The organism is Bradyrhizobium sp. ISRA442 (assembly GCF_038085055.1).
GTDB lineage: Bacteria > Pseudomonadota > Alphaproteobacteria > Rhizobiales > Xanthobacteraceae > Bradyrhizobium.
Genome location: NZ_JALGCN010000003.1, coordinates 108,577 through 135,068 on the forward strand (window position 1 = coordinate 108,577; position 26,492 = coordinate 135,068).

At 61.1% G+C, this 26,492-nt stretch carries 26 protein-coding genes and 1 pseudogene; 17 read left to right on the top strand and 10 right to left on the bottom strand.

What is annotated here, in order from left to right:
- Positions 1 to 193: 193 nt before the first annotated feature.
- Positions 194 to 1,174 (bottom strand): LysR family transcriptional regulator, encoded by a 981-nt coding sequence (locus MTR72_RS06755; protein WP_280968074.1) that lies wholly within the window; start codon positions 1,172 to 1,174, stop codon positions 194 to 196.
- Positions 1,175 to 1,276: 102 nt separating this feature from the next.
- Here MTR72_RS06755 and MTR72_RS06760 point away from each other — a divergent pair, with 102 nt between their 5' ends.
- The 12 genes and pseudogenes from MTR72_RS06760 to MTR72_RS06815 all read left to right on the top strand — a co-directional run.
- Entirely contained in the window at positions 1,277 to 2,221 is a 945-nt protein-coding gene (locus MTR72_RS06760; protein WP_280968075.1) for a ketopantoate reductase family protein, read from the top strand.
- Between the two features lie 4 nt (positions 2,222 to 2,225).
- Positions 2,226 to 2,612 (top strand): VOC family protein, encoded by a 387-nt coding sequence (locus tag MTR72_RS06765; RefSeq protein WP_280968076.1) that lies wholly within the window; start codon positions 2,226 to 2,228, stop codon positions 2,610 to 2,612.
- A 19-nt stretch (positions 2,613 to 2,631) separates the two neighbouring features.
- Positions 2,632 to 3,102: a MaoC family dehydratase gene (locus MTR72_RS06770; protein WP_280968077.1), complete on the top strand. Its 471-nt coding sequence runs from the start codon at positions 2,632 to 2,634 to the stop codon at positions 3,100 to 3,102.
- On the top strand, positions 3,099 to 4,325 hold the full coding sequence (locus tag MTR72_RS06775) for a CaiB/BaiF CoA transferase family protein (protein ID WP_280968078.1): 1,227 nt from the start codon (positions 3,099 to 3,101) through the stop codon (positions 4,323 to 4,325). Before MTR72_RS06770 ends, MTR72_RS06775 begins: the two co-directional genes overlap by 4 nt.
- 3 nt (positions 4,326 to 4,328) lie before the next feature.
- Positions 4,329 to 5,156, top strand: a complete 828-nt coding sequence (gene aroE, locus MTR72_RS06780; protein WP_280968079.1) for a shikimate dehydrogenase — start codon at positions 4,329 to 4,331, stop codon at positions 5,154 to 5,156.
- A 13-nt stretch (positions 5,157 to 5,169) separates the two neighbouring features.
- Positions 5,170 to 6,024 (top strand): shikimate dehydrogenase, encoded by an 855-nt coding sequence (locus MTR72_RS06785; RefSeq protein ID WP_445819561.1) that lies wholly within the window; start codon positions 5,170 to 5,172, stop codon positions 6,022 to 6,024.
- 51 nt (positions 6,025 to 6,075) lie between these two features.
- Positions 6,076 to 6,744: an amino acid ABC transporter permease gene (locus tag MTR72_RS06790; RefSeq protein ID WP_280968081.1), complete on the top strand. Its 669-nt coding sequence runs from the start codon at positions 6,076 to 6,078 to the stop codon at positions 6,742 to 6,744.
- 10 nt (positions 6,745 to 6,754) lie between these two features.
- On the top strand, positions 6,755 to 7,411 hold the full coding sequence (locus MTR72_RS06795; protein ID WP_280968082.1) for an amino acid ABC transporter permease: 657 nt from the start codon (positions 6,755 to 6,757) through the stop codon (positions 7,409 to 7,411).
- Between the two features lie 48 nt (positions 7,412 to 7,459).
- Positions 7,460 to 8,287, top strand: a complete 828-nt coding sequence (locus MTR72_RS06800) for a transporter substrate-binding domain-containing protein (protein ID WP_280968083.1) — start codon at positions 7,460 to 7,462, stop codon at positions 8,285 to 8,287.
- 59 nt (positions 8,288 to 8,346) lie between these two features.
- Positions 8,347 to 9,093: an amino acid ABC transporter ATP-binding protein gene (locus MTR72_RS06805; protein WP_280968084.1), complete on the top strand. Its 747-nt coding sequence runs from the start codon at positions 8,347 to 8,349 to the stop codon at positions 9,091 to 9,093.
- A gap of 13 nt (positions 9,094 to 9,106) precedes the next feature.
- Positions 9,107 to 9,556, top strand: a complete 450-nt coding sequence (gene aroQ, locus MTR72_RS06810) for a type II 3-dehydroquinate dehydratase (protein WP_341510250.1) — start codon at positions 9,107 to 9,109, stop codon at positions 9,554 to 9,556.
- A gap of 6 nt (positions 9,557 to 9,562) precedes the next feature.
- Positions 9,563 to 9,697 (top strand): annotated as a pseudogene (locus MTR72_RS06815) (gfo/Idh/MocA family oxidoreductase); the annotation flags it as partial.
- 144 nt (positions 9,698 to 9,841) lie between these two features.
- On the opposite strand, the gene MTR72_RS06820 reads toward MTR72_RS06815, so the two are convergent.
- From MTR72_RS06820 to MTR72_RS06830, 3 genes are read right to left on the bottom strand one after another with little or no spacing between them, the layout of a single operon-like run.
- Positions 9,842 to 10,756: an aldo/keto reductase gene (locus MTR72_RS06820; RefSeq protein ID WP_280968086.1), complete on the bottom strand. Its 915-nt coding sequence runs from the start codon at positions 10,754 to 10,756 to the stop codon at positions 9,842 to 9,844.
- Positions 10,741 to 12,051, bottom strand: coding sequence for an NTP/NDP exchange transporter (locus MTR72_RS06825; protein WP_280968087.1), 1,311 nt, complete (start codon positions 12,049 to 12,051; stop codon positions 10,741 to 10,743). Before MTR72_RS06825 ends, MTR72_RS06820 begins: the two co-directional genes overlap by 16 nt.
- The gene (locus tag MTR72_RS06830; protein ID WP_280985396.1) at positions 12,048 to 12,797 is read right to left on the bottom strand and encodes an NADPH-dependent F420 reductase; all 750 of its coding nucleotides are present in this window, start codon (positions 12,795 to 12,797) and stop codon (positions 12,048 to 12,050) included. Before MTR72_RS06830 ends, MTR72_RS06825 begins: the two co-directional genes overlap by 4 nt.
- Before the next feature lie 1,403 nt (positions 12,798 to 14,200).
- Between MTR72_RS06830 and MTR72_RS06835 the strand changes: the two genes are divergently transcribed.
- The 3 genes from MTR72_RS06835 to MTR72_RS06845 all read left to right on the top strand — a co-directional run bounded on the left by MTR72_RS06835 (position 14,201) and on the right by MTR72_RS06845 (position 16,207).
- Complete coding sequence (locus MTR72_RS06835; RefSeq protein ID WP_280968089.1) at positions 14,201 to 14,833, top strand: DUF1326 domain-containing protein; 633 nt, start codon at positions 14,201 to 14,203, stop codon at positions 14,831 to 14,833.
- Positions 14,834 to 14,882: 49 nt separating this feature from the next.
- On the top strand, positions 14,883 to 15,659 hold the full coding sequence (locus MTR72_RS06840; RefSeq protein ID WP_280968090.1) for a DUF2182 domain-containing protein: 777 nt from the start codon (positions 14,883 to 14,885) through the stop codon (positions 15,657 to 15,659).
- A gap of 149 nt (positions 15,660 to 15,808) precedes the next feature.
- On the top strand, positions 15,809 to 16,207 hold the full coding sequence (locus tag MTR72_RS06845; RefSeq protein ID WP_280968091.1) for a nuclear transport factor 2 family protein: 399 nt from the start codon (positions 15,809 to 15,811) through the stop codon (positions 16,205 to 16,207).
- Between the two features lie 213 nt (positions 16,208 to 16,420).
- Here MTR72_RS06845 and MTR72_RS06850 read toward each other — a convergent pair whose 3' ends face one another.
- Positions 16,421 to 16,828, bottom strand: coding sequence for a hypothetical protein (locus MTR72_RS06850; protein ID WP_280968092.1), 408 nt, complete (start codon positions 16,826 to 16,828; stop codon positions 16,421 to 16,423).
- 329 nt (positions 16,829 to 17,157) lie between these two features.
- On the opposite strand from MTR72_RS06850, the gene MTR72_RS06855 reads away from it, so the two are divergent.
- Positions 17,158 to 18,093 carry a hypothetical protein gene (locus tag MTR72_RS06855; protein ID WP_280968093.1) on the top strand — a complete coding sequence of 312 codons (936 nt, stop codon included), beginning with the start codon at positions 17,158 to 17,160 and terminating at the stop codon, positions 18,091 to 18,093.
- A gap of 134 nt (positions 18,094 to 18,227) precedes the next feature.
- Here MTR72_RS06855 and MTR72_RS06860 read toward each other — a convergent pair whose 3' ends face one another.
- Complete coding sequence (locus MTR72_RS06860) at positions 18,228 to 20,024, bottom strand: flavin-containing monooxygenase (RefSeq protein ID WP_280968094.1); 1,797 nt, start codon at positions 20,022 to 20,024, stop codon at positions 18,228 to 18,230.
- A 327-nt stretch (positions 20,025 to 20,351) separates the two neighbouring features.
- On the opposite strand from MTR72_RS06860, the gene MTR72_RS06865 reads away from it, so the two are divergent.
- Positions 20,352 to 20,744: a hypothetical protein gene (locus MTR72_RS06865; RefSeq protein WP_280968095.1), complete on the top strand. Its 393-nt coding sequence runs from the start codon at positions 20,352 to 20,354 to the stop codon at positions 20,742 to 20,744.
- Between the two features lie 153 nt (positions 20,745 to 20,897).
- On the opposite strand, the gene MTR72_RS06870 is transcribed toward MTR72_RS06865, so the two are convergent.
- The 4 genes from MTR72_RS06870 to MTR72_RS06885 form a co-directional block, all read right to left on the bottom strand.
- A complete protein-coding gene (locus tag MTR72_RS06870) occupies positions 20,898 to 21,989 on the bottom strand; it encodes an ABC transporter ATP-binding protein (protein ID WP_280968096.1) in 1,092 nt (363 codons plus the stop codon).
- 38 nt (positions 21,990 to 22,027) lie between these two features.
- Positions 22,028 to 22,879: a carbohydrate ABC transporter permease gene (locus MTR72_RS06875; protein ID WP_280968097.1), complete on the bottom strand. Its 852-nt coding sequence runs from the start codon at positions 22,877 to 22,879 to the stop codon at positions 22,028 to 22,030.
- Complete coding sequence (locus MTR72_RS06880; RefSeq protein ID WP_280968098.1) at positions 22,879 to 23,820, bottom strand: carbohydrate ABC transporter permease; 942 nt, start codon at positions 23,818 to 23,820, stop codon at positions 22,879 to 22,881. The genes MTR72_RS06875 and MTR72_RS06880 overlap by 1 nt, the downstream gene beginning before the upstream one ends.
- Before the next feature lie 91 nt (positions 23,821 to 23,911).
- Positions 23,912 to 25,246 carry an ABC transporter substrate-binding protein gene (locus MTR72_RS06885; RefSeq protein WP_280968099.1) on the bottom strand — a complete coding sequence of 445 codons (1,335 nt, stop codon included), beginning with the start codon at positions 25,244 to 25,246 and terminating at the stop codon, positions 23,912 to 23,914.
- Between the last annotated feature and the right edge of the window lie 1,246 nt (positions 25,247 to 26,492).

Consider the following 26,492-nt stretch of genomic DNA (forward strand, 5'->3'; position numbering starts at 1 on the left):
TATGTTCCCCTCCCTGGGCACCAAAACTGCGCTTTTCCACGCTGAAGCACGATGTTGTACGATCATGCTCGCCAAATGATCGCGGGAAGAGTTCGCGGATTTATCTTCCTGGTAGTGCGCGAGTTTCCGTATGTTCGAATCCGGGCCCGCAACCGCCGTTCTAGCGATGTCCGCGCGACCAATAAGCGCTCCCTTACGACGGCAAATCGCGTGGCCTTCGTTTTTTTGGCCGCCCGGAACGATGTAGACCCCGCACTTCCTGCTGTTGAAAGAGCTCACCGCACACGTCACGCAACCATTGGCTTGCCGGGTCGTGATGGAAGCGGGCGTGCCAATATTGCTTCACCGTAAAGCCGGCGATCGCCAGCGGACAGTCGAGCACGCGCAGTCCGTAATAGTGAGCCAACGTTTCGCCGATGTGCCTTGGAAGGGTGGCGATCAGGTCAGTCGTGCCGATGATTGCGGGTAACCCCAAAAAGCCCGGTAGCTCGAGCGCAACGTCAAGGACTATCCGCTGCTCCTGTAGGGCGTCCGCGAGCAACTGATGTCCGGTGCCGGAGCGAATGACGACGTGCGCCTCACGCCTGAAATCACTTGCGGTGATGCGGTCGCGGATCCGGGCATGTTTTGCATTCGCCAGGCAGACCCAATCCTGCGGAAAGAGCGCTTGTTGGAAGTGCCCGGCGTCGAGGTCCGAGATGTAGCCGAGCGCCAGATCGGCCTCGCCAGACTGCAGCATTCGTGGGGTATCGCCGCCGATCTGCGCCGCCTCGATTCGGATGCCCGGCGCAACACGACGAACGTAGGCGAGGATGGCCGGAAGCAGCGTGATGTGGCTCGCATCCGTCATGCAGATCACAAAGTGCCGCTTTGCCGTCGCCGGATCAAACTCGGGACGAAGCTCCGCCAGACGCCGCAGCATCTCCAACGCCTGTCTGGCCGTGCCGATGAGCGCCTCGGCGCGCGGGGTCGGCAGCATTCCCTCCGCCGACCGAGTGAAGAGCGGGTCGTCCAACTCCTTGCGCAGGCGGGCCAGCCAGATCGAAATGGTCGGCTGACTTTGACCGAGCTTCTCGGCCGCCTTGGTAACGCTGCCCGTGGCGAACAATGCGTCGAAGAGCCGGAGCAGGCGCGGCTCCAGCAGGTTCGTCTCGGAGGCGTCTTGGTGCTTCATTGCGATCTGCAATAATGGATATAAGGATCATAGCATATCCAAATACCAGGCGGCCTGCTAGCACGCTTCCAACACCAAAATGGGTGAGGGAGAAGCGTTCGGATGAGGATCTGCTTTATCGGAGCAGGAGCCCTGGGCTCGACCATCGGCGGCACGCTGGCGCGCGGCGGTGCCGAGGTCTGGTTGATCGATCCGTTTCAGGCCCATGTCGACGCGATCAATGCCAGTGGTCTGCGGATGCTCGAAGGTGACGCCGAGACCGTCGTGAAGGTCTCTGCCTGCACCTCCCCGAGCCAGGTCGGCATCGTGGCGGACCTCGTCATCGTCCTCGTCAAATCCTATCACACGCGGGATGCGATCCGGACGGCAGCGCCGATCATCGGGCCGCAGACGGTCGTGATGTCGCTTCAGAACGGGCTTGGTCACGAAGACATCCTTTCGGAGGAAGTCGGCCGTGACAGGGTCATGGCAGGTAAGACCTACGTCGGCGGCGTGCTGCTCGGCCCCGGTCATGTGCGCTCCGGGGTCATCGGCAAGGAAACCATCATCGGCGAGTTCGATGGACGCTTGACGGAACGCGCACAGCGAATCTCCGAGACGTTCAATCGTGCCGGCATTCTCACGCTGCTCAGCGACAACATCCTGGGCACGATGTGGGACAAGTTGTTCATCAACGTCGCTGGAGGAGGGATTACCGCCGTTACCGGGCTGACTTACGGCGGTCTCTATTCGCTACCGATCCTGGAAGATTGCGCGCTGGCCGCGATCTCGGAGGGCATCGCGGTCGCGCAGGCGGCCGGCGTGAAGATCTCGATCGCCGATCCGCGCCGAGCCTGGACGATGGCGTCTGCCGGACTGCCGCCCGAGTTCAAGACGTCGATGTTGCAGAGCTTGCAGTCCGGCAATCTGACCGAGGTCGACTACATCCACGGCTCTGTCGTGCGTTGGGGCGCCAAGCTCAACGTGCCGACCCCCGTCAACTCGACCCTCGTCGCGCTCGTCAAAGGGCTCGAATACGCCCGCAGCGACTATCCGGGAAAGGCCTGAGACGATGTCGTTGCCCCGCGCGTACATTGAACACGTCGCGATCCGCGTGGCGGATGTCGATCATCACGTCGGCTTCTTTCGTGAGGTGCTTGGTCTTGCCATTCGCGACGAGCAACCCGCCGACGGCGCGCGCCCGCGTCAGGTATGGGTGCTCGGAAGCGTGCAACTCATCGAGGATCCGCATTTTGTCGGGCCGGAGGGGCGTCTCGCCCATCTCGGCATCATGGTCGACGATTACGCAGGCGTGCTCGCCCGTGCCGCCGCCTGGGGCGCCAAGGCGCTACCCGCCGGGCCGAACTGGCTCGAGCTTCCGGGCGGGCTCAACGTCGAAATCTTGCAAGCGAGCGCCGGCGCTGTGGAAGCCGCCCTGGCGATTAATCCTCGTGCCTAGAGTTAGAGGAAGACGCGACATGACCGATGAGCGCTACTGGGATGATGCCAAGGTCGGTGACGAATGCGTCACCCCCTCTGTGACGGTCACCGAAGCGATGGTGAATGCCTATGCCGAACTGACGGGTGATTTCACGCCGGTCCATGTCGACGAGGAATACGCCAAGACCACACCATTCGGCACGCGCGTCGCGCACGGGCTGTTTGGTCTGTCGCTGGCCGACGGTTTGAAGACCCGTGCCGACTACCGCTTCCTTCCGGGAATGTCGCTGGGCTGGACGTGGGATTTCAAGCTGCCGATCAAGCTCGGCGACACCGTGCACGTGAAGTTCCGCGTCGGCTCGATGCGCACCACCAAGCGTGAGGGGTGGGGCATCGTGGTGCTGCCCTCGGAGCTGATTAATCAGCGCGGCGAAGTGGTGCAGCTCGGTGAGCATCGGCTGATGATTCCGATGCGCCCGAAGAACAATGCCGTAGGAGAGCAGGCATGACGGGGCAAGATCTGCCGCTCAAAGGCGTTCGCGTCATCGACTACAGCCATTTTCTGGCAGGCCCGTTCATGGGCCGTTGCCTCGCCGCGATGGGCGCGGAAGTCATCAAAGTGGAGCGTCCGAAGGAAGGCGATGCGGGCCGCGCCCACGGCTATTTCAAGGACGGACAATCCGGCTACTTCCTGCAGCAGAACATGGGCAAGCAGGGCTTGTGCATCGATCTGCGCGACACGCGTGGTCTCGACATGATGATGAAGCTGGTCGACACAGCCGACGTCTTCATCGAGAACTACCGCCCCGGCGCACTTGAGCGCCTCGGGCTCGGTTACAAGGCGCTGTCGGCGCGGAATCCCAGACTGATCTACTGCTCAGTCTCCGCCTATGGCCACACCGGTCCCTATGCTGACCGCCCAGGCTTCGGCCTGATCGCAGAGGCGATGTCGGGCGCTCTGGCGCAACTTGGCTCCCCCGGTGAAGCGCCGCCGCTGCTGCGGATGCCACTGGCCGACATGTATACCGGCATTCACGGTGTGGCTGCCATCAATGCAGCGCTGGTCGGCCGCGCGTCGTCCGGGCGCGGTCAGCATATCGATCTGGCGTTGTACGACTGCATGGTCTCGATGCACGACTATGCGGTTCAGCGGTACTTCCTCTCCGGCGGTACCGACCTGCCGAAGCAAACCGGAAGCGGTCAGCCGGATTCCACCGTCTACGGCGTCTTTCCGGCCAAGGACGGCAATCTTGTTATCGCCGCGCAAGTCGATGATGCCTGGCGACGATTGGCGACGCTGATCGGAGGAAGCAGTTTGTTATCCGACGAGCGCTTCACCACGCCTGCCGCGCGCAACGCCCACTATGCCGAAGCGATGGACGTCGTGCGCAACTGGACGCTGTCGCAGCCGTCCCGGGATGCTTGTCTTGCCGCACTCGATGAAGCAGGTGTGCCGTCCGCTCCCGTGCAGACCATTGAAGAGGTCGTGAAGGACCCGCAGATCCACGCGCGCGGCATGCTGGTCGAGCAGGAACATGCTGTGCTCGGCAAGGTGACGTTGCCGAACCTGCCATTCCGTTTCTCCGATTGCGACACCACGGTGCGCACTCCGGCACCACTGCTCGGCCAGGACAATCGCCGCATTGCCGCCTCGTTGGGGCTGTCGGCCGAGCTCGTCGAGGCGATGGTGCGCGACGGCGTCCTCTACAACGAATCCGCCGTGCAGGAGTGAACCATGAGCGATCGTTATGCGGTGATTGGCAACCCGATCGGCTTCAGCAAATCACCCCTCATCCACGGCACTTTCGCCAAGATGACGGGACAAGACCTCGTCTATGAGGCGATCGAGGGGCCACTCAATGGCTTCAACGAACGGGTCGATCAATTCCGGGCCGAGGGCGCCAAGGGGCTGAACATCACCGCCCCATTCAAGCTCGATGCCTTCGCCTATGCAAACGAGCTTTCAGAGAGCGCCAAACGAGCAGGCGCCGCAAATTGCCTGAAATTCGACGGCGATCGGATCATTGCCGAGAATTTCGACGGGATCGGCCTGGTGCGTGACATCGCGGTCAATCTCGGCGTCAAAATGGCCGGCCGGCGCGTCCTGATGCTCGGCGCTGGGGGAGCAGCGCGTGGTGCGCTGCTGCCGTTCCTGCGCCAGGAGCCGTCTGAGCTTGTTCTCGTCAACCGTACGCTGTCGAAAGCGGTGGCATTGGTCGAAGAGTTTGCCGGCTGTGGTCCCCTGATTGTCAGCGGCTATGCTGAACTGGCCGATCTCGCCGAGGGTTATGACGTCGTGGTCAACGCGACATCGGCCAGCCTGCGAGGTGAAATGCCTCCGCTTCCGGGCAATGTCTTCCAGGGCGCGGAGCTGGCGTACGAACTTGCCTATGGGAAAGGATTGACCCCTTTTCTAAAGGCTGCCCGCGCAGAAGGCGTAGCCAAGCTGGCCGACGGCGTCGGCATGCTGGTCGAGCAGGCGGCGGAAGCTTTTGCCTGGTGGCGCGGCGTTCGACCGAATACTGCTCAGGTCATCGCCGAACTGACCGTCTCATTGAGCTGACGTGATGCCGAGCATGCATCCGAAGTCCAGCTTTCTCGTCGGCCTGATCGGCAGCGGCATCGCTGCGTCCCGCACCCCGCCCATGCACGAAGCGGCCGCCGACGCCGCCGGCATTCGCTATCTCTACAAGAAGATCGATCTGGCCGAGTTGAAGCTCGGCGTCGAAGCCTTGCCCGAATTGCTCACCGCCGCGAAGCGGATGGGTTTCAGCGGATTGAACGTGACGCATCCGTGCAAGCAGGTGATCCTTCCACTCTTGGACGAGCTCTCGTCGGATGCAGAAGCGCTTGGTGCGGTGAATACCGTGGTCATCAGGAATGGCCGAATGACCGGCCACAACACCGACTGGTTCGGCTTCGCCGAGAACTTTCGCCGCAACATGGGGGGTGCGCCGCTCGGCCGCGTTGTCCAATTCGGCGCGGGTGGTGCAGGCGCGGCGGCAGCTTTCGCGCTCATGAAGCTCGGCGTGAAGGAACTGACCATCATAGACCTCGACTCCGCCAAGGCGCAGGGCGTGGTCGACGGATTGTCCCCCCGATTTGCAGAAGCGCGCTTAGGGGTCGGCCAGGATGTTGCAGCGGCAGTGGCTGCCGCAGACGGAATTGTCAACGCAACGCCGATCGGCATGGACAAGTATCCGGGCACGCCGCTGCCGACGGCCCTGCTGCGTCCCGATTTGTGGGTCGCTGAGATCGTCTACTTCCCACTGGAAACTGCACTGCTGCGGGCGGCACGTGCCCTCGGCTGCCGCACCGTCGATGGCGGTGGCATGGCGATCTTCCAGGGCACCGAAGCATTCCGCCTGTTCACGGGCATCTCACCTGATCCAGACGTCTTCTTCGCCACTTTTGCATCCCTGGGAGGGTGACACCCGGCCGATGGGCGAGCGGCACGCACAACGCCCGAGAGGAAACGCAAGATGGGCTACACGCTCGATTTCTCGGTGGTTTGGCATGCAATGCCCGCGCTACTGTGGGGGTGCGTGGGTACGTTGGGCCTGGCGCTTGCCGGAATGACGCTCGCAATGATTATCGGTGTCGCCGGCGTCGCGGCACGCGATGCGAGGGCGGCCTGGTTGCGTGCCAGCGTGATCGGCTTCGTCGAGATCGTGCGAAACACGCCTTTCCTGGTGCAGATCTTCTTTCTGTTCTTTGCTCTGCCGCTCATCGGATTGAAGCTCAATCCGACTGCCACCGCCATTATCGCACTTGGTGTCAATGGCGGCGCCTACGCCATCGAGATCATCCGCGGCGGGGTACAGTCTATTCATAAGGGACAGGTAGAGGCCGGCTACGCGCTCGGACTGCATAAATGGCAGGTATTCCGGTTCATCGTGCTCAAGCCCGCACTTCGCGCGATCTACCCCTCGCTCACGGGGCAGTTCATCATGCTGACGCTGACCTCATCGATCTGTTCGGCCGTATCGGCTTACGAATTGACCTCGGTTGCGCAGCGCATCGAAAGCGACACATTCCGCAGCTTCGAGGTCTATTTTTCCGTAACCTTCCTGTATCTCGCGATCTCCTGGCTGTTGATGCTGGGCTTCTCGGTCGTCTCTCACCGCTTCTTCTCATATCCGACACGCTGAGGGGGAGATCATGGCACCGCATTTTGGTCCTCCTGAGTTCGGTTTCCTGCTGCGTGGGTTGCAATGGACGATGCTGCTTACGCTGGTCGCGTTTGCAGGCGGCTGCACGGTGGGGCTAGCTGTCGCATTGCTGCGCACCTGTGGTCATAAGGGGGTAGAGCGGGTCATCCGCATTTACATCGGGATATTCCAGGGCACTCCGCTGCTGCTGCAGCTTTTCGTCGTGTACTACGGATTGGCGCTAACCGGGCTGAAGCTCGACGCCTTCGTCGCGGTGGCGATCGGTTTCACCGTGAACGCCTCCGCCTTCCTTGGTGAGATTTGGCGCGGAGCGATACAGGCCGTGCCGCGCGGCCAGACCGAGGCGGCGATGGCGCTTGGACTGCACTATTCGTCCCGCATGCGCGACATCGTGCTGCCGCAGGCGATCCGCATCTCGCTGCCGGCGACCATCGGCTATCTCGTACAGCTCATCAAGGGCACTTCGCTCGCCGCCATCGTTGGTTTCATCGAACTCGCCCGCGCCGGTCAAATCGTATCGAACCAAACCTTCCAGCCGTTGCTCGTCTTCGGCGTGGTCGGCGCAATGTACTTCATCCTCTGCTGGCCACTCTCATGGTGGGGCAGTCGCATGGAGGCCAGGCTCGCCCTGGCCAATCAAAGGTAGGAACGGGCGCACCTGCTCAATCACATACAGCCATCATCGGGAGGAGATATGTTGTTTTCACTCAATCGTCGCCAGTTCGGCATTGCGCTGCTGACGCTGGGGGCTATCGCCGTCGCAAGTAAATCGCAGGCGGGCACTCTGGAAGACGTTAAGAAGAAGGGCGTCGTCGTCATCGGCATTCAGGGCGATAATCCTCCTTGGGGCTATGTCGATAGCTCGGGGAAGCAGGACGGCATCGATGCCGATATGGGGCGCGCCTTCGCTGACTATCTCGGCGTGAAGGCCGAGTTCGTCCCGCTGGCGGTGGCCAATCGTATTCCGGCGCTGACCACAGGCCGCGTAGACATTCTGTTCGCAACCATGGCCATGCTGCCCGAGCGCGCGAAGGCGGTGCAATATTCCAAGCCGTATGTCGCCAACGAGATCACGCTTGTCGCTGCCCAGGCGACCCCGATCAATAGCAATGCCGATATGGGCAAGTACGTTATTGGCGTTCCGAGGTCCTCGACGCAGGACACCCAGGTCACCAATAGCGCTCCAGCAGGCACCGAAATCCGCAGGTTTGATGATGACGCGGCCACGATCCAGGCGCTGCTCTCCGGTCAGGTGCAGGCCGTCGGCGCGAACAGCTTCTACCCCCAGCGTCTGAACGCCGCAAAGCCTGAACTTGGGTTCGAGCCCAAGCTTCACTTCACTGCTCTGTACAACGGGGCCTGCACGCGCCTCGGAGAGAAGGAGTGGAACGAGACGGCCAACGAATTCATCGACCAGATCAAATCTAACGGCAAGTTGGCCGCCTTTTACGCCAAATGGATGAAGGCGCCCGTGCCGATCTTCCCTGATTCGGTCCCAGGCGTTCCTTTCACAGTCCAGTAGCCACTGCGAGCGGCCGACGCGCGATCCGCGTTGGCCGCCGCCCGATAGCGGAGACCAGCATGCGGGACCAGATCCTGATCGAAATGAAGAGCGTGCAGAAGCGGTACGGCGGGTACCAAGCTCTCCGCAACGTCGATCTCACCGTGCGCAAGGGCGAAAAGATCGTGCTCTGCGGTCCGTCCGGTTCGGGCAAGTCGACGCTGATCCGCTGTATCAACCGCCTGGAGGAGATCCAGCAGGGCAGCATTGTAGTGAATGGTCATCGCCTGGACGACAGCATCAAGGCTATCGATGTCGTACGTCAGGACATCGGAATGGTCTTTCAGAGCTTCAACCTTTTTCCGCATATGACGGTCTTGCAGAACTGTACACTCGCGCCTATTCGCGCGCGCCGCATCAGCAAGACCGAGGCGGAAGAGACCGCACGAAAATACCTTGAGCGCGTGCGCATCGGTGATCAGGCCGAGAAGTATCCAGCCCAACTTTCGGGCGGCCAGCAACAGCGCGTCGCGATTGCGCGTGCGCTCTGCATGCAGCCCAAGGTGATGCTGTTTGACGAGCCGACCTCGGCTCTCGATCCCGAAATGGTCAAGGAGGTACTCGATACGATGATAGGCCTCGCCAACGACGGCATGACCATGATCTGCGTCACCCACGAGATGGGCTTTGCCCGCCAGGTTGCTGATCGTGTGATTTTCATGGCCGAAGGCCAGATCATCGAAGAAGGCGCGCCCGACGCTTTCTTCCGCAATCCACAGCACGCCCGCACCAAGCAGTTCCTTGGTGAGATCCTCGCCCATCACTGAACGGAGTTCTTCTATGAGTCGTCTTGTCTACGTCCTCAACGGGCCAAATCTCAATTTGCTTGGCAAGCGCCAGCCCCACATCTACGGTCACGAGACGCTTGCGGATGTGGAGCGGGATTCCCGAGCGCTAGCCAAGGAGCTTGGCCTGGAGATTCGCTTTCATCAATCCAACAGAGAATACGAGCTGATCGACTGGATCCACGAGGCGCGCGAGACGGCTGCCGGCATCGTAATGAATCCCGCGGCTTTCACCCATACGTCGGTCGCCATCCTGGATGCTTTGAACACGTTCGAGGGGACAATGATCGAGGTGCACATTTCCAACGTGCACAAACGCGAGGAATTCCGCCACCACTCGTTTGTCTCCAAACGAGCTGATGGGGTCATCGCAGGCTTCGGCACTCAGGGTTATCTGCTCGGCTTGCGTCGTGTGGCCAAGCTGCTTGATGAGAAGAAGGGATAGCATCGTATGAGTGCACCCGTCCCCCTGTCAGTGATGGGAGCGGGTCTCATCGGCAAGCGGCACATCGAACACATTCTCGCGCGGCCGGAGGCGATATTGTCGTCGATCGTCGATCCGACGCCGGTGGCCCGAGAGTTGGCGGTTTCCACGCTGGAGCACGATCCTGTACGATCGCGTTCGCTGGATGATCGGCGCGAAGGGCGCTCGCGGATTTCTCCGCTTGGGGTTCAGAGATCGACGACACTGCTCGGCAACCTGCGCCCCCGTGGCGACGGCGAGTCATGATCAAAGCGAATCGGCGAACTCGATCATTCGACGGCGCTGATCGGGATCGGGCAACGGGCCACGCATCGCGCCAGCGTTGTCCGTCATGTGGCTGGGATCGCCGGTCCCGGGGATCACGGCGGTCACACGCGAGTCGGCGAGCAGATATTTCAGGAAGAACTGTCCCCACGAGTTCGCGAACACTCGCGCCCAGTCCGGCAATTCCTTGCCGCGCACCGCCTTGAACAATCTGCCATTGCCGTAAGGCAAGGCCGTCAACACGCCGGCTCTGATTTCGGCCGCCAGTGGCAGGATGGCTTTTTCAGCCCCGCGGTTGTCGAGTGAATAGTCGATCTGGACGAAATCAGGTTTCTCCCGTTCCAGCACGGCCTCGAGCGCGGGATAGTCGCGGCGGAACGTCGAAGTGATGCCGACATAGCGGCATAGGCCTTGTTTCTTCCACTCCCTGAAGCGTTCGAGAGATTGTTGCTTGCTCCTGACGTTGTGGAGCTGCAGCAGATCAACGCTTGCGGTCTTCAGTCGAGCCAGGGATCGCTTGAGTTCCCGGGCGTCGGGCGACTCGAGCTTGGTGGCGAGGAAGAGCTTGTCGCGCAGTCCTGCCGTTGCCGTGACCTGGCCCAGCACGCTCTCCGCGTCGCCGTAGGTTGACGCCGTGTCGATCAGCCGTCCGCCATTCTTGATCAGCGCCTGCACGATCGCATCGGCCTTGCTGCGGGTCGCTTCGTTGTTATCATCGAAAACATAGGCGGTGCCTAGTCCAACGGCGGGAATGCGCTCGCCGCTGGTGGGAATCGCACGGGTGAGGGGCTGTGTCTCCGTTTGGGTTTGGGCAACGGCTCTGGTCGATACCAGAAATCCGCCGGTGAGTGCAGCAAGGTCGCGGCGGGTCACTTGGCGGGTCATTCGGATCGGCATGCCGGCGCTCCTTCGTCATCTGCTTTCGTCGAAAGACGCTCCTGCGTTCGCCCCAGCGCGGTCGAGAGAAGGACCCAGCCCGCTGCGATCGGCAGCGCGCAGAGCGCGATGGCGCCAAGCTTGAGTCCCAGCGCCTGCAGGCTGTGATAGACCCAGCCATACAGCGCGTCGGAGCCGCGGTAGATCACCACGTCGATCAGGTTCTTGGCCTTGTACTTTTCCTCGCGTCCAACCACGGTGAAGAAGACCTGCCGCGCCGGATTTGCGATTGCAAAATTCATCCAGCGCTGTGCGACCTGGAGTGCCACCACGACCGACAGGCTCGGCGCAATCGCCAGCGCGCCGAAGCCCACGACATAGATGGCGGGCAAAGCCGCGGCCGAAATGCCAGTGCCGAAGCGCTCGAGGAATGCGGCGGTGGCGAAAACCTGTGTTGCCAGGCTCAAGAGGCCCACCGCGAGATCGATAGCTGCAAACAGGCGGGTTTGCGCTGCCGCGTCGTGCATCGTTGCCGACACGATGTTGGCCTGCGCGAAATACGCAATCGTCGCGCCAAACGAAAGCAAGCTGACCCAGCCGGCCACACCCACGAGATAGGGCGAGCGTATCAGTTCGGACAAGCCTGCGAACGCGCTGCCGCCAATGCGCTGCTGTGGAGCATCTACTTCCGCCGGTGGTTCGGCCACGCGCTCAATTCGCTGAACGCAGAGCACAGCCAGTTCAAGCAAGATGGCGGCCGCGATCAAGAGGTTGATCGGACCGAGCGGCCCGGACAGCCAGATCGTGATGATGGGACCCAGAAGCCCGCCAGCCGTCCCTCCAGCACCGATGAACCCGAACAGGCGCTTGCCCTGCTCCGACGTAAAGAGATCAGCCATGAACGACCAGAACACCGCGACCGCAAACAGGTTGAAGACGCTGACCCAGACGAAGAACACGCGCGCCACGATAACTTTTTCGACGTCCAGGAACAGCAACAGCCAAAACAGAAGGAGGTTGGCGACGAAGAAGTGGTAGACGATCGGAATAAACCTGATCCGCGGCAACCTCGCCACCAGCGCTCCGTAGATCGGTTGTGCGACGAGCAGGCTGACAAAGGTGGCCGTGAACAGCCAGGGCAGGTTTTTGGTCCCGCCCGCAATGCCCATCTGATCGCGCAGCGGACGCAGCACGTAGTATGCGGCGAGCAAGGTGAAGAAATACGCGAACGACCACAGCGCCGTTTGCCGCTCTCGCGCGGTACCGGGCACCGTGCGCTGCAGCCAGTCGCCGAGAGCCGCTGCGGAAGCCATCATGGTGCCAGCGACAGCTTCTGCCTGAGCTCCGCGGCGCTCACATTCTGACCATATCCCGGCGCGCCGCGCTGAAAGCGGCTCGCATCGGCCAGTTTGCCGACCTCCACCGGATCAAAGCCGGCGTCGCGCACCAGTTGCGCTGCGACCTGGACTGCCTCCTGATCATCGCCCGCAATCGGCACCGCGAGCCTGGGGGCGGGCCGCTTCGCTTCCTGTTCAAAGATCCTGTAGTTGAGCGTGTTGAAGGCGCGCACCAGCCTCGCGCCGGGCAGATACTTCTGCGATGTAACACCGATGCCGCTGCGCTCGACCTCGTCGGCAATGGCGCCGTCGCGGCTGGCCACGGCGTTGTTGGCATCGAGCACGATCTTCCCCGCCAGCGATTTGCCGTAATCCCTGCTGATCTGCGGCAGCGCGCCGTAAGGCACGGCAATGAAGACGACATCGCCAAATGCAATGGCCTGATCGACTGTGCCGGCCTGTGCAAGTGGGCCGAGGCGCGCGACGAGGTCCCGCAACTCCTCCGGATGACGCGATGAAAAGAAGACGGGATGGCCTGCCCCGATCCAAAGGCTGCCGATCGTGCTGCCGACGTGACCCGCGCCGATAATGCCGATTTTCATCTTCGGACCAGCAGCGTCCTGACCCGATGCGGTCGTCGGTCGGAGCGCCGCCTGGAGGATCAGCGCTCCTGCAGCGCCCAACAGTCCGCGGCGACCGCGATCAATAGTGACATGCTTGAACATCAGCACACCAGTCGCAAATGACAGCAAACTCGTCGCTAACGTTTCACAGCGCGAAACGTGACATAAACTAGCCGTCAGGTATTGGCGGCTCGCGCAGAGTTGATCATTTGCCCCGGATTTCGAACGCTTGCCGCTACTGGCTAGCGGCCGGCGGATCTATCTGGGGCGGCTCGAGGGAGCGGCATTCGTCTTCGGTTCGGGAATAGGTGGCACGTCATCCTTTACGCTGCACTGTTTGACATAGGACTCTTCCGTCATATCGCGTTTCATCATCGCTTCCCGATCGGCCCTCCACTCCTCCTCGCAATCCTCAACTGTCTTCGAGCTCTGTCCGTCTGTCTTGTCGGGTGCGGATCTGGGAGCAGTAGCCGGGTTTGGCTTGGCAGTCTCCGCAAGTGCGGTGCAGTGCAGGATCGTTATCCCAGCAAGTGCGCAAGAGATCAAAAGAAGGTGCCTTTTCACCCTTCGACTCCTGTCGCCGTATCGCGAAGAACTTTCCTAAACGCTGGGCCAGTCGTGATATCGCCCAAAGCCAATTCGAACTTTTCGCGCCTGTTCCTCCAACGAACTGTCAGTTGCTGAAACTTGATCGATATTTCTTCATGGCCCACTTCCGACCAAACCAATTTGGACTCGCGTCGGCTCGTTGGGCCAGACCGCGACTGGTCTATAGGGGGCGGGATCGCGCCCGCTGAGTTAGTTGGCAACCGGCGCCGCGTCTCCGCTTACGTGTTGGAGGTGCTGGTCCAACACCGTCGTGGATCTTCCGCTTATGCAATGAACCTCGGAATTTCCTGATCGATCAATCGCAAGAAGCGTGTGTTGCGTGCCTCCGCAACCACCGATACTTGTGATATCGGCGCAGGCGACCCGGAAGGCTCTCCTTTTGCGCTTTGGGAACCAGTTTGCAGCGGGTTCAGGCAGGCCATAAGGATGCTTCCCAGCGAGCTGGGCCGCGAGCCAATAACGAGCCAATAATAAGGCGGGCTCTCGCGATTGTGGATTTCGCGATGCAGCGAACCTCCACCACCGTGCCAAGCGCTCGCCACCCTGCGAAGGACCAAACAGTCGTTCGTCGTGTCCGTAATTGCGTATGATATTCCCTCCCTGGGCACCATTCCGCTGATTTTGCCCAATCTTCTGGCGCGCAACGGCGGAGCTCCGCCGGTGACGCCGCTCCCGCCCATCGAGGCAGCGTCTCACTGTACGCCCCGGGCGGCGGCTGATATGCTTTTTTCATTGGGACAGTAGATTGCAGTCCGCACGACAGACTTCGCGAGCTGGCTTTTCTGATCGACGATCGATCGCGCTCGCAGTTTCCTGGCTAAACGAATTCAACGCTCAACGTCATTGTTACAATTATCAAGCGGCTGCCTCGTCCTGCTCATATTGGGAGATGTGCCATGGCTGCACCGGACTGGCGTCTCGAAGGCGAATGGATCAAGAATTGCAATTGTGCATTTGGCTGTCCCTGCGATTTCAATGCCCGGCCGACGCACGGCTTTTGCAAAGGGCTGGTCGGCATGAGGATCACCAAAGGGCATTTCGAGGGCACCAAGCTCGACGGCCTCTGTTTCGCGGCCACGGTCGACTTCCCGGGAGCGCTGCATGAAGGCAACGGGAAGATGCAGCCCATCATCGATGAGCGCGCGAGCCCAGAGCAGCGCCAGGCGCTGTTCAACATTTTCTCCGGCAAGTATTCGGCCGAAGGCACGCTGTTCCAGATTCTCAGCCTGATCGTGACCACCGTTCACGATCCGCTGTTTGTGCCGTTCGAATTTTCCTTCGACAAGAACGGACGCGTCGCGAGGCTCGTCGCCAAGGGCGTGCTGGAGACGGAGGTCGAGCCGATCAAGAATCCGGTGACGGGCGCTCCTCATCGAATTCAGGTCGTGATGCCCGAAGGCTTCGAACACCGCGGCGCCGAGGTCGCCTCTGCCAACATCAGCTCGACCGGCGCGATCAAGTTCGAAACGAAGGGCACGCACAGCTCGCTCGCCACCATCGCGCAGACGCCGGAGGGTGTTGCCGCCTGATCGGCTGAATTCGCTGTCCGATTTGCCGCGCTGTCAGTCAGGTGGCCTCATGACCGAGCTGAGACTGCTCGAACACGTGCTGCGCCGCGATCGCCTGGTCGTTGCGATCGGGCTTGTCGCGGTGGTGGCGCTGGCCTGGACCTACCTGGCCGTCGGCGCCGGCATGGATATCGAGATGATGGCCGAGATGCCGGACATGGAGCCGATGCCATGGACGCCTGTCTATGCCGCGCTCTTGTTCGCCATGTGGTGGGTGATGATGATCGCGATGATGGTGCCGAGTGCGGCGCCCACCGTGCTGTTGTACGCGGCCGTCAAGCGCAAGGAGCGCACCCCCTCTGCTGCAATCGAAGCCTGGGTCTTTCTCGCCGGCTATCTCGCGATATGGGCCGGGTTCAGCCTCGTTGCTGTCCTGGCACAATGGCTGCTCGAGCACGCCGGGCTCCTGTCAATGGCGATGGCAAGCACAAGCGCGGTGTTGGGCGGCGTCATCCTGCTGGCCGCAGGGCTCTACCAGTTCACGCCGCTCAAGGCCGCCTGCCTTCGCTACTGTCAGAGCCCGCTATTGTTCCTCAGCCAGCACTGGCGCCCCGGCGCGATGGGCGCGTTCGGCATGGGGATTCGCCACGGCGGCTATTGTGCCGGCTGCTGCTGGTTTCTGATGGCTCTGCTGTTCGTCAGCGGCGTGATGAATCTGATCTGGATCATCGGCATTGCGCTCTATGTCGCCTGCGAGAAATTGCTGCCGCTCGGCCGCAGGCTGAGCCAGGCGGCCGGCGTGGCCCTCATCCTGTCCGGCGCGGTCGCGCTTGCGCGCGGGATGTGAGATGCGAAAGGACGCGGCATCAACCGGATCGACTGCCATTGCGGCGGTTTCAGTGATTGAGAGGGGGTGACGTCACGAATTTGAGAACGCGAGCATTTTGAAAATTCATCGAGCAACCCATCGCATTCCATTTCCCAAGGAGCAGGTTCATGGCATCCAATCTTGAGATTGCAAAAAGGGGCTACGAGCTTTTCCAGCAGGGCGACATTCCGACCCTCGTCAACGACCTTATCGATGACGGCTGCACCTGGATAACACCCGGTCCGAGGGACAAGTTGCTGTGGGCTGGTCATTTCAAGGGCAAGCAGGAGATTGCCGGCTTCTTCGCGAAGGTCGCCGAGAATGTCGACTTCAGCGAGTTTGCGCCGCGCGAAATGATCGAGCAGGGCGATACCGTCGTTGTGCTCGGCGTATCGTCCGGGCGAATGAAAAAGACGGGCAAGGTCAGCAAGAACGAATGGGCCCATGTGCTGAAATACAGCCAGGGAAAGCTGGTGTTTTTCCAGGAATATTACGACACCGCTGCGGAAGTCGCCGCAATGTCGTAACATGCGGCGAGATCGGAGGGCGCCGCGTGGCGCCCCTTCGGTTTCCCAGGACGTGTGCTCCCAAATCGGGGATGTCTGCCTTCGAAGGCCAAGCGGAGATGCGGCTCCGATCACGGAATGTCGCCTTGTGGACCCTGAGCGGCCATGCACACGAATGGCGCGTCGTCGCGCGCCATCCGCTCCTACCATCAACTCTTGCAAAAGAAACGGACCTTAAGCCTTCAGGTCCGTGATCCGCATAATCGCGACCACACTCCCGTCGTTGTGCGCCTGTTCTTTTGTTTCCTTGTTGCAGGTCCAGACAAAGTTCTTCTTGCCCGTAAAAGTCTTTCCGTCCTGCTCAAGCCGAAGCTCCCCTTCGGTGATGTGGCAGACCATGGCATTCATCATCGGAGGCCCCATGGTCTTCGACCCCGGCTGTATAATGATATCGCGCATTGAGACGGTCTTAAAACCTGGGATCAGGGATGGTGTCTCGCCTTCATATTCACGCACCACGACACCTGGCCAAGGCGTCGTATCCTTGTAGCCTGTGGCTTGAGCGGCGGCTGGCTTGATCATGGCAGCCGAAGCTGCTGCCAACCCGATTCCCAGTGCGGATCTTCGATCGACTTTGGTCATCGCTTTTCTCCCGACATACCGAACAAGCCGCTGCAAAAGCAGCGCGCAAAGTTCGTGGTGAACGGTGGTGCGAAACCGAAAAAAGAAACGGTCTCTAGGAGAGCGTGCCTGCCGATAGCACCAGTGCTGCTCGTTTGCCCGGACGGTGATGTCGGCACGTCCCGCTTCAAGGGCCGTGACATTCTACGTCACCTGATGCATTCGGGAAACAAGCGGGTCGCACGAGAACACTGCGCCCCTTTGGAAGGTACGGAATTGCCCCCAAAGCGCACATTGACCCGGCATGGATCGACAATACACTTCCGGTAGTTCAATCCCGGAGCGATGTCATGGCGAGCTTCGTTCAGTTCTTGCAGCATTCTGGTGTGTACGCCGCGCAAAGCTTCATGATCGTCCCTCGGGGAGGCTTCAACCTGGTTTGCCTCCGCGACAGCAAGGACGTTCGCCTATCGTATGATCGCGATCGGTTACAGATCGACGATGTGCGCCTCGAGCACGTCGAACGCGTCGCTCAGGAATACATCGACACTCGCTTCAGGAAGCAAAGAAGCCAGGAGCGCGAAGATCAGTTGCTGCGACTGCGTACAGCGCTCTATGCCGCCGCACGGCCAGAGGGCCTTGCGCGCGCCCTCAAGGTCTCGGCCAAAGGTGTCGGTATTCCAGAACTCAAAGCCATGCGCGGCAACACAGGCATCAAGTTGGAGGTCGCCATTCTGCCACGCAAAGAGTTCAAGATCGCGTTCAAATTCCTCAAGCACCTCGATCATTCGGGCAAAGTGATCAACGCCACGAAATGGACGCCGGATGATGTGCCCTGGCTTCTCACCAAGCTGAACTGGACGTTCGGGGCTCAGGCGAACATCTTTTTCACCCTTGTCGATGCGACATGGTTTACGGTCCAGAAAGCCCTGGAGCCAAAAATATCGCGGGATGTCTTTCGAAAAGATATCGTGCCGTTCAAGAGGCGCGACGCCGATCTCACGTGCTTTCTCGTCGGCGACTATGATGCAATGGACAATGAGGCGGCGGGCGAGTTTCTGCCTGATCAGCAGGTATGCGTGGTTGTCGATCAGGGCAATCCACCCGTGTTCGATTACGGCGAAGCGTTCATCGGCGTCATGGCGCACGAGGTCGGTCACTTTTTGCACCACAAACGGAACATGCCCGGGAGTGGACACCATGACCGAAGCGGTATTTTGCTTTCCAGCGGCATGGAAGGCCTATCTCTGGACAAGCAGCTCGTCAGCGACCTCAACGCGTGGTGAGAGCGCTCGATCTCGACTTCCTTTCGGCACGTTGAGGCCACGGTCAGCGAAAACAGGGCGGACCTTGTGATAGCGAGAGCGGAGCTCCGGAAGTGGCATGAGCCAATCCGGGCCCCGCTGTGCACCCGGCAATTTCAGGCCTTGTGATGAACAGTCTGCAGGCCGTAGACCGGCGTCGGGATGCTCTCGTAGCGCGCCTTCAACTGCAGGGATAGGAATTGCGAGTAATGCCGCGACTGATGCAGATTGCCGCCGTGGAACCAAAGTCCTTCCTGCTGCGTCGGTTTCCACATGTTGCGCTGCTCACCTTCCCATGGACCGGGGTCCTTTGTCGTATTCGAGCCGAGGCCCCAGACCTTGCCGACTTTGTCGGCCATTTCCCGACTCACGAGATCGGCGACAAAGCCATTCATCGAGCTGTAGCCGGTGGCATAGACGATCACGTCCGCTGGCAATTCCTTGCCGTTGTCGAGCCTGACGCCGTTGGGCGTGATTTCCTCGACCTGGCCAGCGAACAGTTTGATTTTGCCGTCAATGATGAGCTGCGAGGCGCCGACGTCGATGTAATAGCCCGAGCCGCGGCGCAGATACTTCATGAATAGCCCGGAATCGTCGTCACCGAAGTCGAGCCTGAAGCCTGCCTTCTCGAGCCCGGCATAGAAGGCGGCGTCGTCCTGGCGGATCTTGTCGTAGACCGGCTTTTGAAACTGATTCAAGATCCGGTATGGCAGCGAGGCGAAGAGCAGATCGGCCTTCGCCGTCGTCATTCCGCTGCGGACGGCACGTTCGGAATAAAGATCGCCAAGGGTCTCCATCAGCGTATCCGAGCGCACAATGTGCGTCGTCGAGCGCTGCACCATCGTTACGTCGATGCCGGCCTCGTACAGTGCAGCACAGATGTCATGGGCCGAATTGTTCGAGCCGATCACCACCACCGTCTTGCCTTTGCAGCCGTCGGAACCGGGATGGCGTGAGGAATGGTGTTGCTCGCCCTTGAAGGTTTCCATGCCTTTGATTTTCGGCATGTTCGGCTTGGCCGACATCCCGGTTGCGAACACAAGCTGCTTGGGTCGCAGCGTGATCTCCTTGCCATCGCGTTCGACGACGACGGTCCATTCCTTCCTGGTGTCGTCCCAACTGGCGCGTTTGGCCGTGGTGTTCGTCCAGTAGTTCAGCTCCATGACCTTGGTGTACATTTCCAGCCAGTCGCCGATCTTGTCCTTGGGCGAGAACACCGGCCAGTTCTTGGGGAAATCAATATACGGCAGATGATCGTACCAGACAGGGTCGTGCAGGCAGAGCGACTTGTAGCGGTTGCGCCAGGAATCGCCGGCGCGTGCGTTTTTCTCGGCGATGATCGTCGGCACTCCGAGCTGGCGCAGCCGCGCCCCGAGCGCAATGCCGCCTTGTCCGCCGCCGATGATAAGCACGTAGGGCTGGGTCTTGAAGCCGAGTTGCTCGACTTCTTCGTCACGCAGTTCCTTCCAGGTCTTGGCGCCGGGATTGACGCCGTGCCTGGCGCCGAGCGGTCGGCTGAAGCCAGCCTTTTCCTCATGGCCTTTGAGTTCGGACATGGTCGTCAAGAGCGTCCAGATGTCGCCGTTCTGCAGGCGGAGGAGGCCATATCCGCGCGCGACCGCGGTCTCGAACGAGATCCAAGACTCGGTCACGCCGCCAGTCTCGGTTGGCACTTCACCCTCGGCGATTTTCCAGTTGCGCGGCTTCACGTGCGCAAGGCAATGCGCGAGCATGTCGCGGATCTGATCGCGGCCTTCCATTGTCTTTATGTTCCAGGTGAAGGCAGCAAGGTCGCGCCAGTAGCATTCCGGAGCGAACATCCCCACGGCGGCGTCGAGATCGCCCGCCGCAAGCGCGGCTTCAAACTTGTCGAGGAAAACCTGGACGCGCGCGCTAAGCGTGGTGTCGAGCATCACTTCCTCCCGGATGTCGTCGCAATTTTTTGCAAGTTTTTCTGCACAGGCGGCGTGAGCTTACCCGAAATATCGCGGGAATCCAGACTGCGCGGCCTGCGGCAGGGTACAACGGTCAAGGCGCTGAAAGGGCTTCGTCTTTCAGAGCCTTGAAGTCAGTCACTCGTGAGCGACGAGCGCGGCGCCGCCGGTCGCTCATGACCTCAAAGCAGTCCCAGCCTGGCGGTGCGATTTTTTCCGAAGTCGCATAGTCGGGCGTCGCAAGCGTCCATAGGCTACCGCCAGACGTGGCGTGTTGCGCCACGGTCCAACCGCAAGGAGCAAGCCATGATGAACCTGAAAGTTCTTGGCGCGGTCGTGATTGCAGCATCCGCCCTGTCCAGCTCTGCTGCACTGGCGCAGGCCGCCCTCGCCAATCCGGACACCTGTGAAGCAGAATTTGCCAATTGCACGGGTCTTGGAACCGGGAATGCCTACACCGGCGGCTATGGATATCGGAAGTCATCTCGGCGAACAGCTCAGCGCCAGCCCGCGGCGGCCGGCGCTGCTGTAGGAACTGCGGGTGCTGCCGTCGGCGGCTGGGGCAATTCCTACGCCATGTACGGCGGCGAATACGGCTGGAGCGGCAACTGGAATACGTATGCCGCCCGCAACGGCATCGTCTGCAGGCCCGGCACCTATTTCAAGGGTGCTGGCGGTGTCCGGCAACTCTGCCAATAGATCATCCGCTCTGAGGCTAAATCAGGCGGCCCCAAAGGGCCGCCTGATTCATGCCGGACTGTGGCGTCCGGAGTAGGTCAGCATCGACGCTGCCGGGTTACGGCACGTGCGAGCACGCTGCGGCATCTCGATCGGACTCAACCGAAAATAACGTCAGATTGCCGCTTGCGACACACCGTCAAAGAAGTACAGCCGGTCGGGATTCAGCGCGAGGCGAAGGCTGTCATGCACTTTCGCTTTGACGGTCGGCTCCACTGCCGCCACCATCGTGGTGGGGCCCACCTTCACGTCCAGGAGAATCTGAGAGCCGAGTTTCTCGATGACTTCGACCACGGCATTGAAGCTCTGGTCCGCCATATCGCTGCCAGATGCGACGTGTAGATCCTCCGGCCTGATCCCGAGCGTGACATTTTCTCCCATGCGCCGCCGGAGCCGGCCCGCGATCCCGTCCGGCAGCTTGATGCGGATGCCCTCATGGCGGGCCCAGAGGGCGCCCTCGGCATCGGCTATTTCCACCGTCGCGAAGTTCATGGCTGGGGAGCCGATGAAGCCTGCGACGAAGCGGTTGGCGGGCTCGTTGTAGAGCTCGAGCGGCTCGCCCACCTGCTGAACCAAACCGTCCTTCATGACGACGACGCGATCGCCGAGCGTCATCGCTTCGACCTGATCGTGGGTCACGTAGATTGCGGTGGTGCCGAGGCGGTCGTGAATCTTCTTGATCTCCACCCGCATCTGGATGCGCAGCTTGGCGTCGAGGTTCGATAGCGGCTCGTCGAACAGGAACACCTGCGGATGCCGCACGATGGCGCGGCCCAGAGCGACGCGCTGCCGCTGGCCGCCGGACAACTGCCGCGGCTTGCGTTTCAGGTGTTCCTGGATGCCAAGGATTTCGGCCGCGGCCTGCACGCGTTTTGCGATCTCGACGTGATCGAACCCCCGCATCTTCAGGCCGAAGGCCATGTTGTCGTAGACGCTCATGTGCGGGTAAAGCGCGTAGTTCTGGAACACCATGGCGATGTCACGGTCCATCGGGGGCAGTTCGTTGACGACCCTGTCGCCGATCAAGATCTCGCCCGACGTGATCGATTCGAGTCCGGCCACCATGCGGAGCGTCGTCGTTTTGCCGCAGCCCGAGGGACCGACAAGAACCACGAATTCCTTGTCGCGAATCTCGAGACTCACGTCCTTAACGGCATGGACCCCGTCAAACTTCTTGTTCAAGTTCCGTATGATGACCCGCGCCATGGCTCACCCTTCGACGGATTTGTGGTCACCCTTTGCGGTCACCCTTTGACGGAGCCGGTGATCCCGGCGACGTAGTACTCGACGAAGAAAGAATAAATCAGGGCCACCGGCACCGAACCGAGAAGGGCCCCCGCCATCAGCGAGCCCCAGTAGAACACGTCGCCGCGGACAAGCTCCGAAGTGATGCCGACGGAGACCGTCTTCTGCTCAGGCGACGACAGGAAGACGAGGGCATAGATGAACTCGTTCCACGACAGGGTGAAGGCGAAGATTCCGGCCGAGAGAATGCCCGGCACGGCGACCGGGAAGACGATGTAGACCATCGCTTGCCAGCGCGTCGCGCCGTCGATGCGCGCACATTCCTCGAGCTCGCGCGGGATCGCCTTGAAGTAGCCCATCAGCAGCCAGGTGCAGAACGGGATGAGGAAGGTGGGGTATGTGAGGATGAGCGCCCAGGGCGTATCGCCGAGGCGAAAGTTGCGGATGATATCGGCGAGCGGAATGAACAGCAGCGTTTGCGGCACAAGATAGGTGATGAAGATGCCGGTGCCGAGGCTGCCGGCAAACGGAAATTTGAGCCGGGAGAGAGCATAGCCGGCGAGGAGCCCGCAGAAGAGCGAGATCGCGGTGGCAGCTACGGAGATGAAGAAGGTGTTCAGCATCCACCTGCTGAACAGTGTCTCGTCCAGGAGATAGCGGATATGGTCAAGGGTCGGATGGAGCGTCCAGAACGGCGTGTAGTTCGGCGCCATCCACGGCCGATAGAGCTCGGCGTCCGGCCGCACCGTCGTCACCATCATCCAATAGAAGGGGAAGAGCAGCCCGAGCACGAACAGCGCGAGCGGCAGATTGAAGAAGACCCAACGACGCCAGCGCGCACCTTCTATCATCAGTGTGTCTCCACGCGGCGGATATAGAGGAGCTGCACGACGACGACGACGAGCAACACCGGGAACATGGCGAGCGATATCGCCGCGCCTTCGCCGAGCAGACCCGTGCCGACGCCGATCTGATAGGCATATGTGGCGAAGAGCTGCGTGGCGTTGGCCGGCCCGCCGCCGGTCAAGACATAGACGAGCTGGAAATCGGCGAATGTCTGGATCACCGAGAACAGCACAACGACCATGGTGACCGGCAGCAGCAGGGGCCAGGTGATGTAGCGGAAGCGTTGCCAGGGCCGCGCTCCATCGATCGCGGCCGCCTCGGCCAGCTCCGGGCTGATGGTCTGCAAGCCAGCGAGCAGGCTGATTGCGTAGAACGGCACGCCGCGCCAGACATTGACGATCATCACGGAGATGAGCGCAAGTCCGGGGTCGCCCAGCCAATTGATGCGGGTGCGGATGATGCCGAGGTGAAACAGCGTCCAGTTGATGACGCTGAAGGTCGGATCGAACATCCACTTCCAGGCAAAGGTCGAGAGCACGGTCGGGATGATGAAGGGCAACAGGACGAAGGCGCGGGTCAAGGCCTTGGCCCTGAAATGGCGGTTGAGCAGCAGAGCAAGCCACAAGCCGAGCGCCAGCTTGAAGACGGTCGTTACCGCCGTGTAGAGGATGGTGTTCCAGACAGCGATGCGGAAGATGCTGTCATTCATCAGCACCGCGAAATTCTGCAGTCCGACGAAGTTTCCGGGCACGCCGACCTTGGCGTCGGTCACGGCCAGCAGCACGCCCTTGATGAAGGGATAGGCGATGAAGAGGCCGAGCAGCACCGCCGTCGGCAGCAGCAGGAAGAAAGCGAACCAGGGCTCGTGCTCGAGAACCCGCGTGATCGGCCCGCGCCGCGGCGCGGCCACATAGGGTCTTGCAGCGGCGACGGAGTCGACGGCCATCGAGCGAATCTCCGAACGGCTGCCGGAGCGCTGCGGCCCACGGGCCGCAGCGCCGAGGCGAAAGCAAACCTAGCGCGCCGAACAAGCGGCTTCAAGCGGCATAAATCCTGGCGACCTCGTCGTGCGCCCATTTCACCGCGTCCTGTGCCGGCATGCCCTGGATCGCCTTTGCAGTCATGTCGACCACGATGTACTTGCTCAGTACCTCGGCCGCGCGGCGGTCGGCCGGTCCGGCGTAGCCAGGGAAGCGTCCGGCCCGCGCGGCCGTCCGGAAGGGCAGCATCACGGGGTCCTTGTCCCAGAGCTTGTCCTGCTCCCAAACCGTGGTCGCCCCGACGGAATAGCCCTGCTGCGAATCGAACCATGCCTGATAGACCGGTTTCGAGGTGATCCAGCGCAGGAACTCCTTGCCGGCCTTGGGGTCCTTCACATACTTCATCAGCATGTTCGACATCGGCAAATGATAGCCGAACTGGCCGGCGGTGCCCTTGGGTAGCGGCGCGTGCAGGATGTCCTGCCAGAGCGGGGCGCCGGTTTCGGTCAGATAGACCGCGGGCTTGCGCTTGGCCTCGAGATAGATCGAGGCGCCGTTCAACGTGGAGCTGATCGTGCCCGCGAGGAAGGCCCGGTTGTTGCTGCTGTCGTCCCAGGCGAGCCCGCCCTCATCGTAAGCGTCGTTCCAGAAGCCGACGGCGAACTTGACGGAATCGACCGTTGCGTTGGAGTTCAACACGACCGTCTTGCCGTCCGCTTCGACCTCCTTGCCGCCCCATGACCAAAGATAGGGATAGGCATAAGTCGGCGGGTCGCCGAAGCTGTGGCCGACCGTTTGCCCGAGGGGGCGGCCCTTCGCCTTGAGCTTCTTGCCGGCCTCGCGATATTCCTCCCAGGTTTGCGGGAACTTTGGAGCGTCGTATCCGATCTCCGCGAACCAGGACTTGCGGTATGCCAATTGCGCGCCGAGCACGCACCAGGGGACTGCGATCCATTTCTTGCCGTCATTGGCGACGACACGTGATTCCTCGTAGAAGCCGCCCTGCGCCTTGCCTATCTCCTCGGCTACGTCGCTGACGTCGGCGACGCTCTCGGGGTAGAGCTGCGCCCAGTTGTTGAGCGCGCAGATCACGTCGGGTCCGGTGCCGGACTGAATCGCCGAGGTGGTGCGTGCCTGGATGTCGTTGCCGTTGATCATTTCAATGTTGAGCTTGATGCCGAGTGCCTTGCTGCATTCGGGAACGATCACCTTGCGCAGCACCTCGTCCGAGGCAGGAACGAAATCGTTCCAGCGAAGCCAATGAATCGTCGTTGCCTGGGCGTAGGCGGGTGCCTGTTTCAGCGCAAGAATTGAGGCTATTCCACCGGCCCTTGCCGCGACCGCACCGCCGCCAGAAAGCTTGAGCATCTCACGCCGACTTATGCGAGCCATGGTCTTCCCTCCCTGTTGTCTTGTGAGCTGGGCTGAATTCTCCTCTCCTGGAAGTCCGTAAGAAATTTGGGCGTAGCGGGCTCGAGATTCAACGTGCTGGTCACGCCGCTGGAAGGATTACTCCTTCGGGGGCGATCCTGGCCCTTCGCAATCGCGTGCGATTGGGCAAGACGGATGATTGCAACGCAGCGCCAAGCTCGCCCACTTCGGCAAGGCTCGCCCGCTTCGGGAAGAAGCTCCGGCAAGAGCGTGCAGCGCGATTTGTGGGCCGGTGAATCTGGCCCGTTGCGATTCTACCGGGCGGGTCGGCGATCAAGATTATAAAGCAGTTTCAATGATATATGTGTTCGTGGCTCTGCCGGAGGCCCTTTGAGGGCTGAAAGAACACAAGACGCCCTCCTCGACGTCGTCCTGTGAACCGTCTGGATCCCGCGCGGGCGCTTGCGCTCGTCGCGATTGCCCAAGGGAGTGGTTTGGGGAAGACTCGCTGTCCGGTACTGCTACCGATCCCCACGGCCGGATTGCGCGGCATGGATCCTGGCCTTTCGCCAGGACGACATCGGAGATGTGGTCAGGGCCGTAGCGGGGATGAGCGAAGCGACCATGCGGAGCCCGTTACCCCATCCACAGGCGCTGCCACAACTTCCGTCATTGCGAGCGCAGCGAAGCAATCCAGAATCCCACCGCGGAGAGACTCTGGATTGCTTCGTCGCTGCGCTCCTCGCAATGACGACGTTGAGAGAGCACTGGTTAGGGCTGTAGCAGGGATCAGCGACCTGTCCGCCGACATCACAAAGAGGCGGGTCATCGAATTGAGCAGTTGACCCGCTCCAACGTCGATTCCCCGTAGACTGCCTCGACGCCTAACTCAGTCGAATATGCTTTGTGTTCGGTCTGCCCTTTGGGCAACTCGGATTTGACGTCGGCGAAGCAGCCTTGGCCATTCACTGAAACGATGCGTGTCTCATCCCCTGCGTGATAAGTTCGCCGAATGGTCTGCCGGTCCACGACGCGATACTTGCCGACGCCCAGCCGTTGCTGACTCGTGGTCGGGGATTTTGCGCGCTGCCCGTAGGTTCGGTGCTCATCGCTAACCGTTCCATCTGGGTGGAGCACGATGTGTGTTGTGTTACGCCCATGCTTCAGCATGGGAGACGGTCGAATGCGTTGATGCCGCACCACGAAGTCGACAGTAATTAAAGTATCCCGCTCTTGCCGTACCCGGCGACATCGGTCCCGCCGCCAA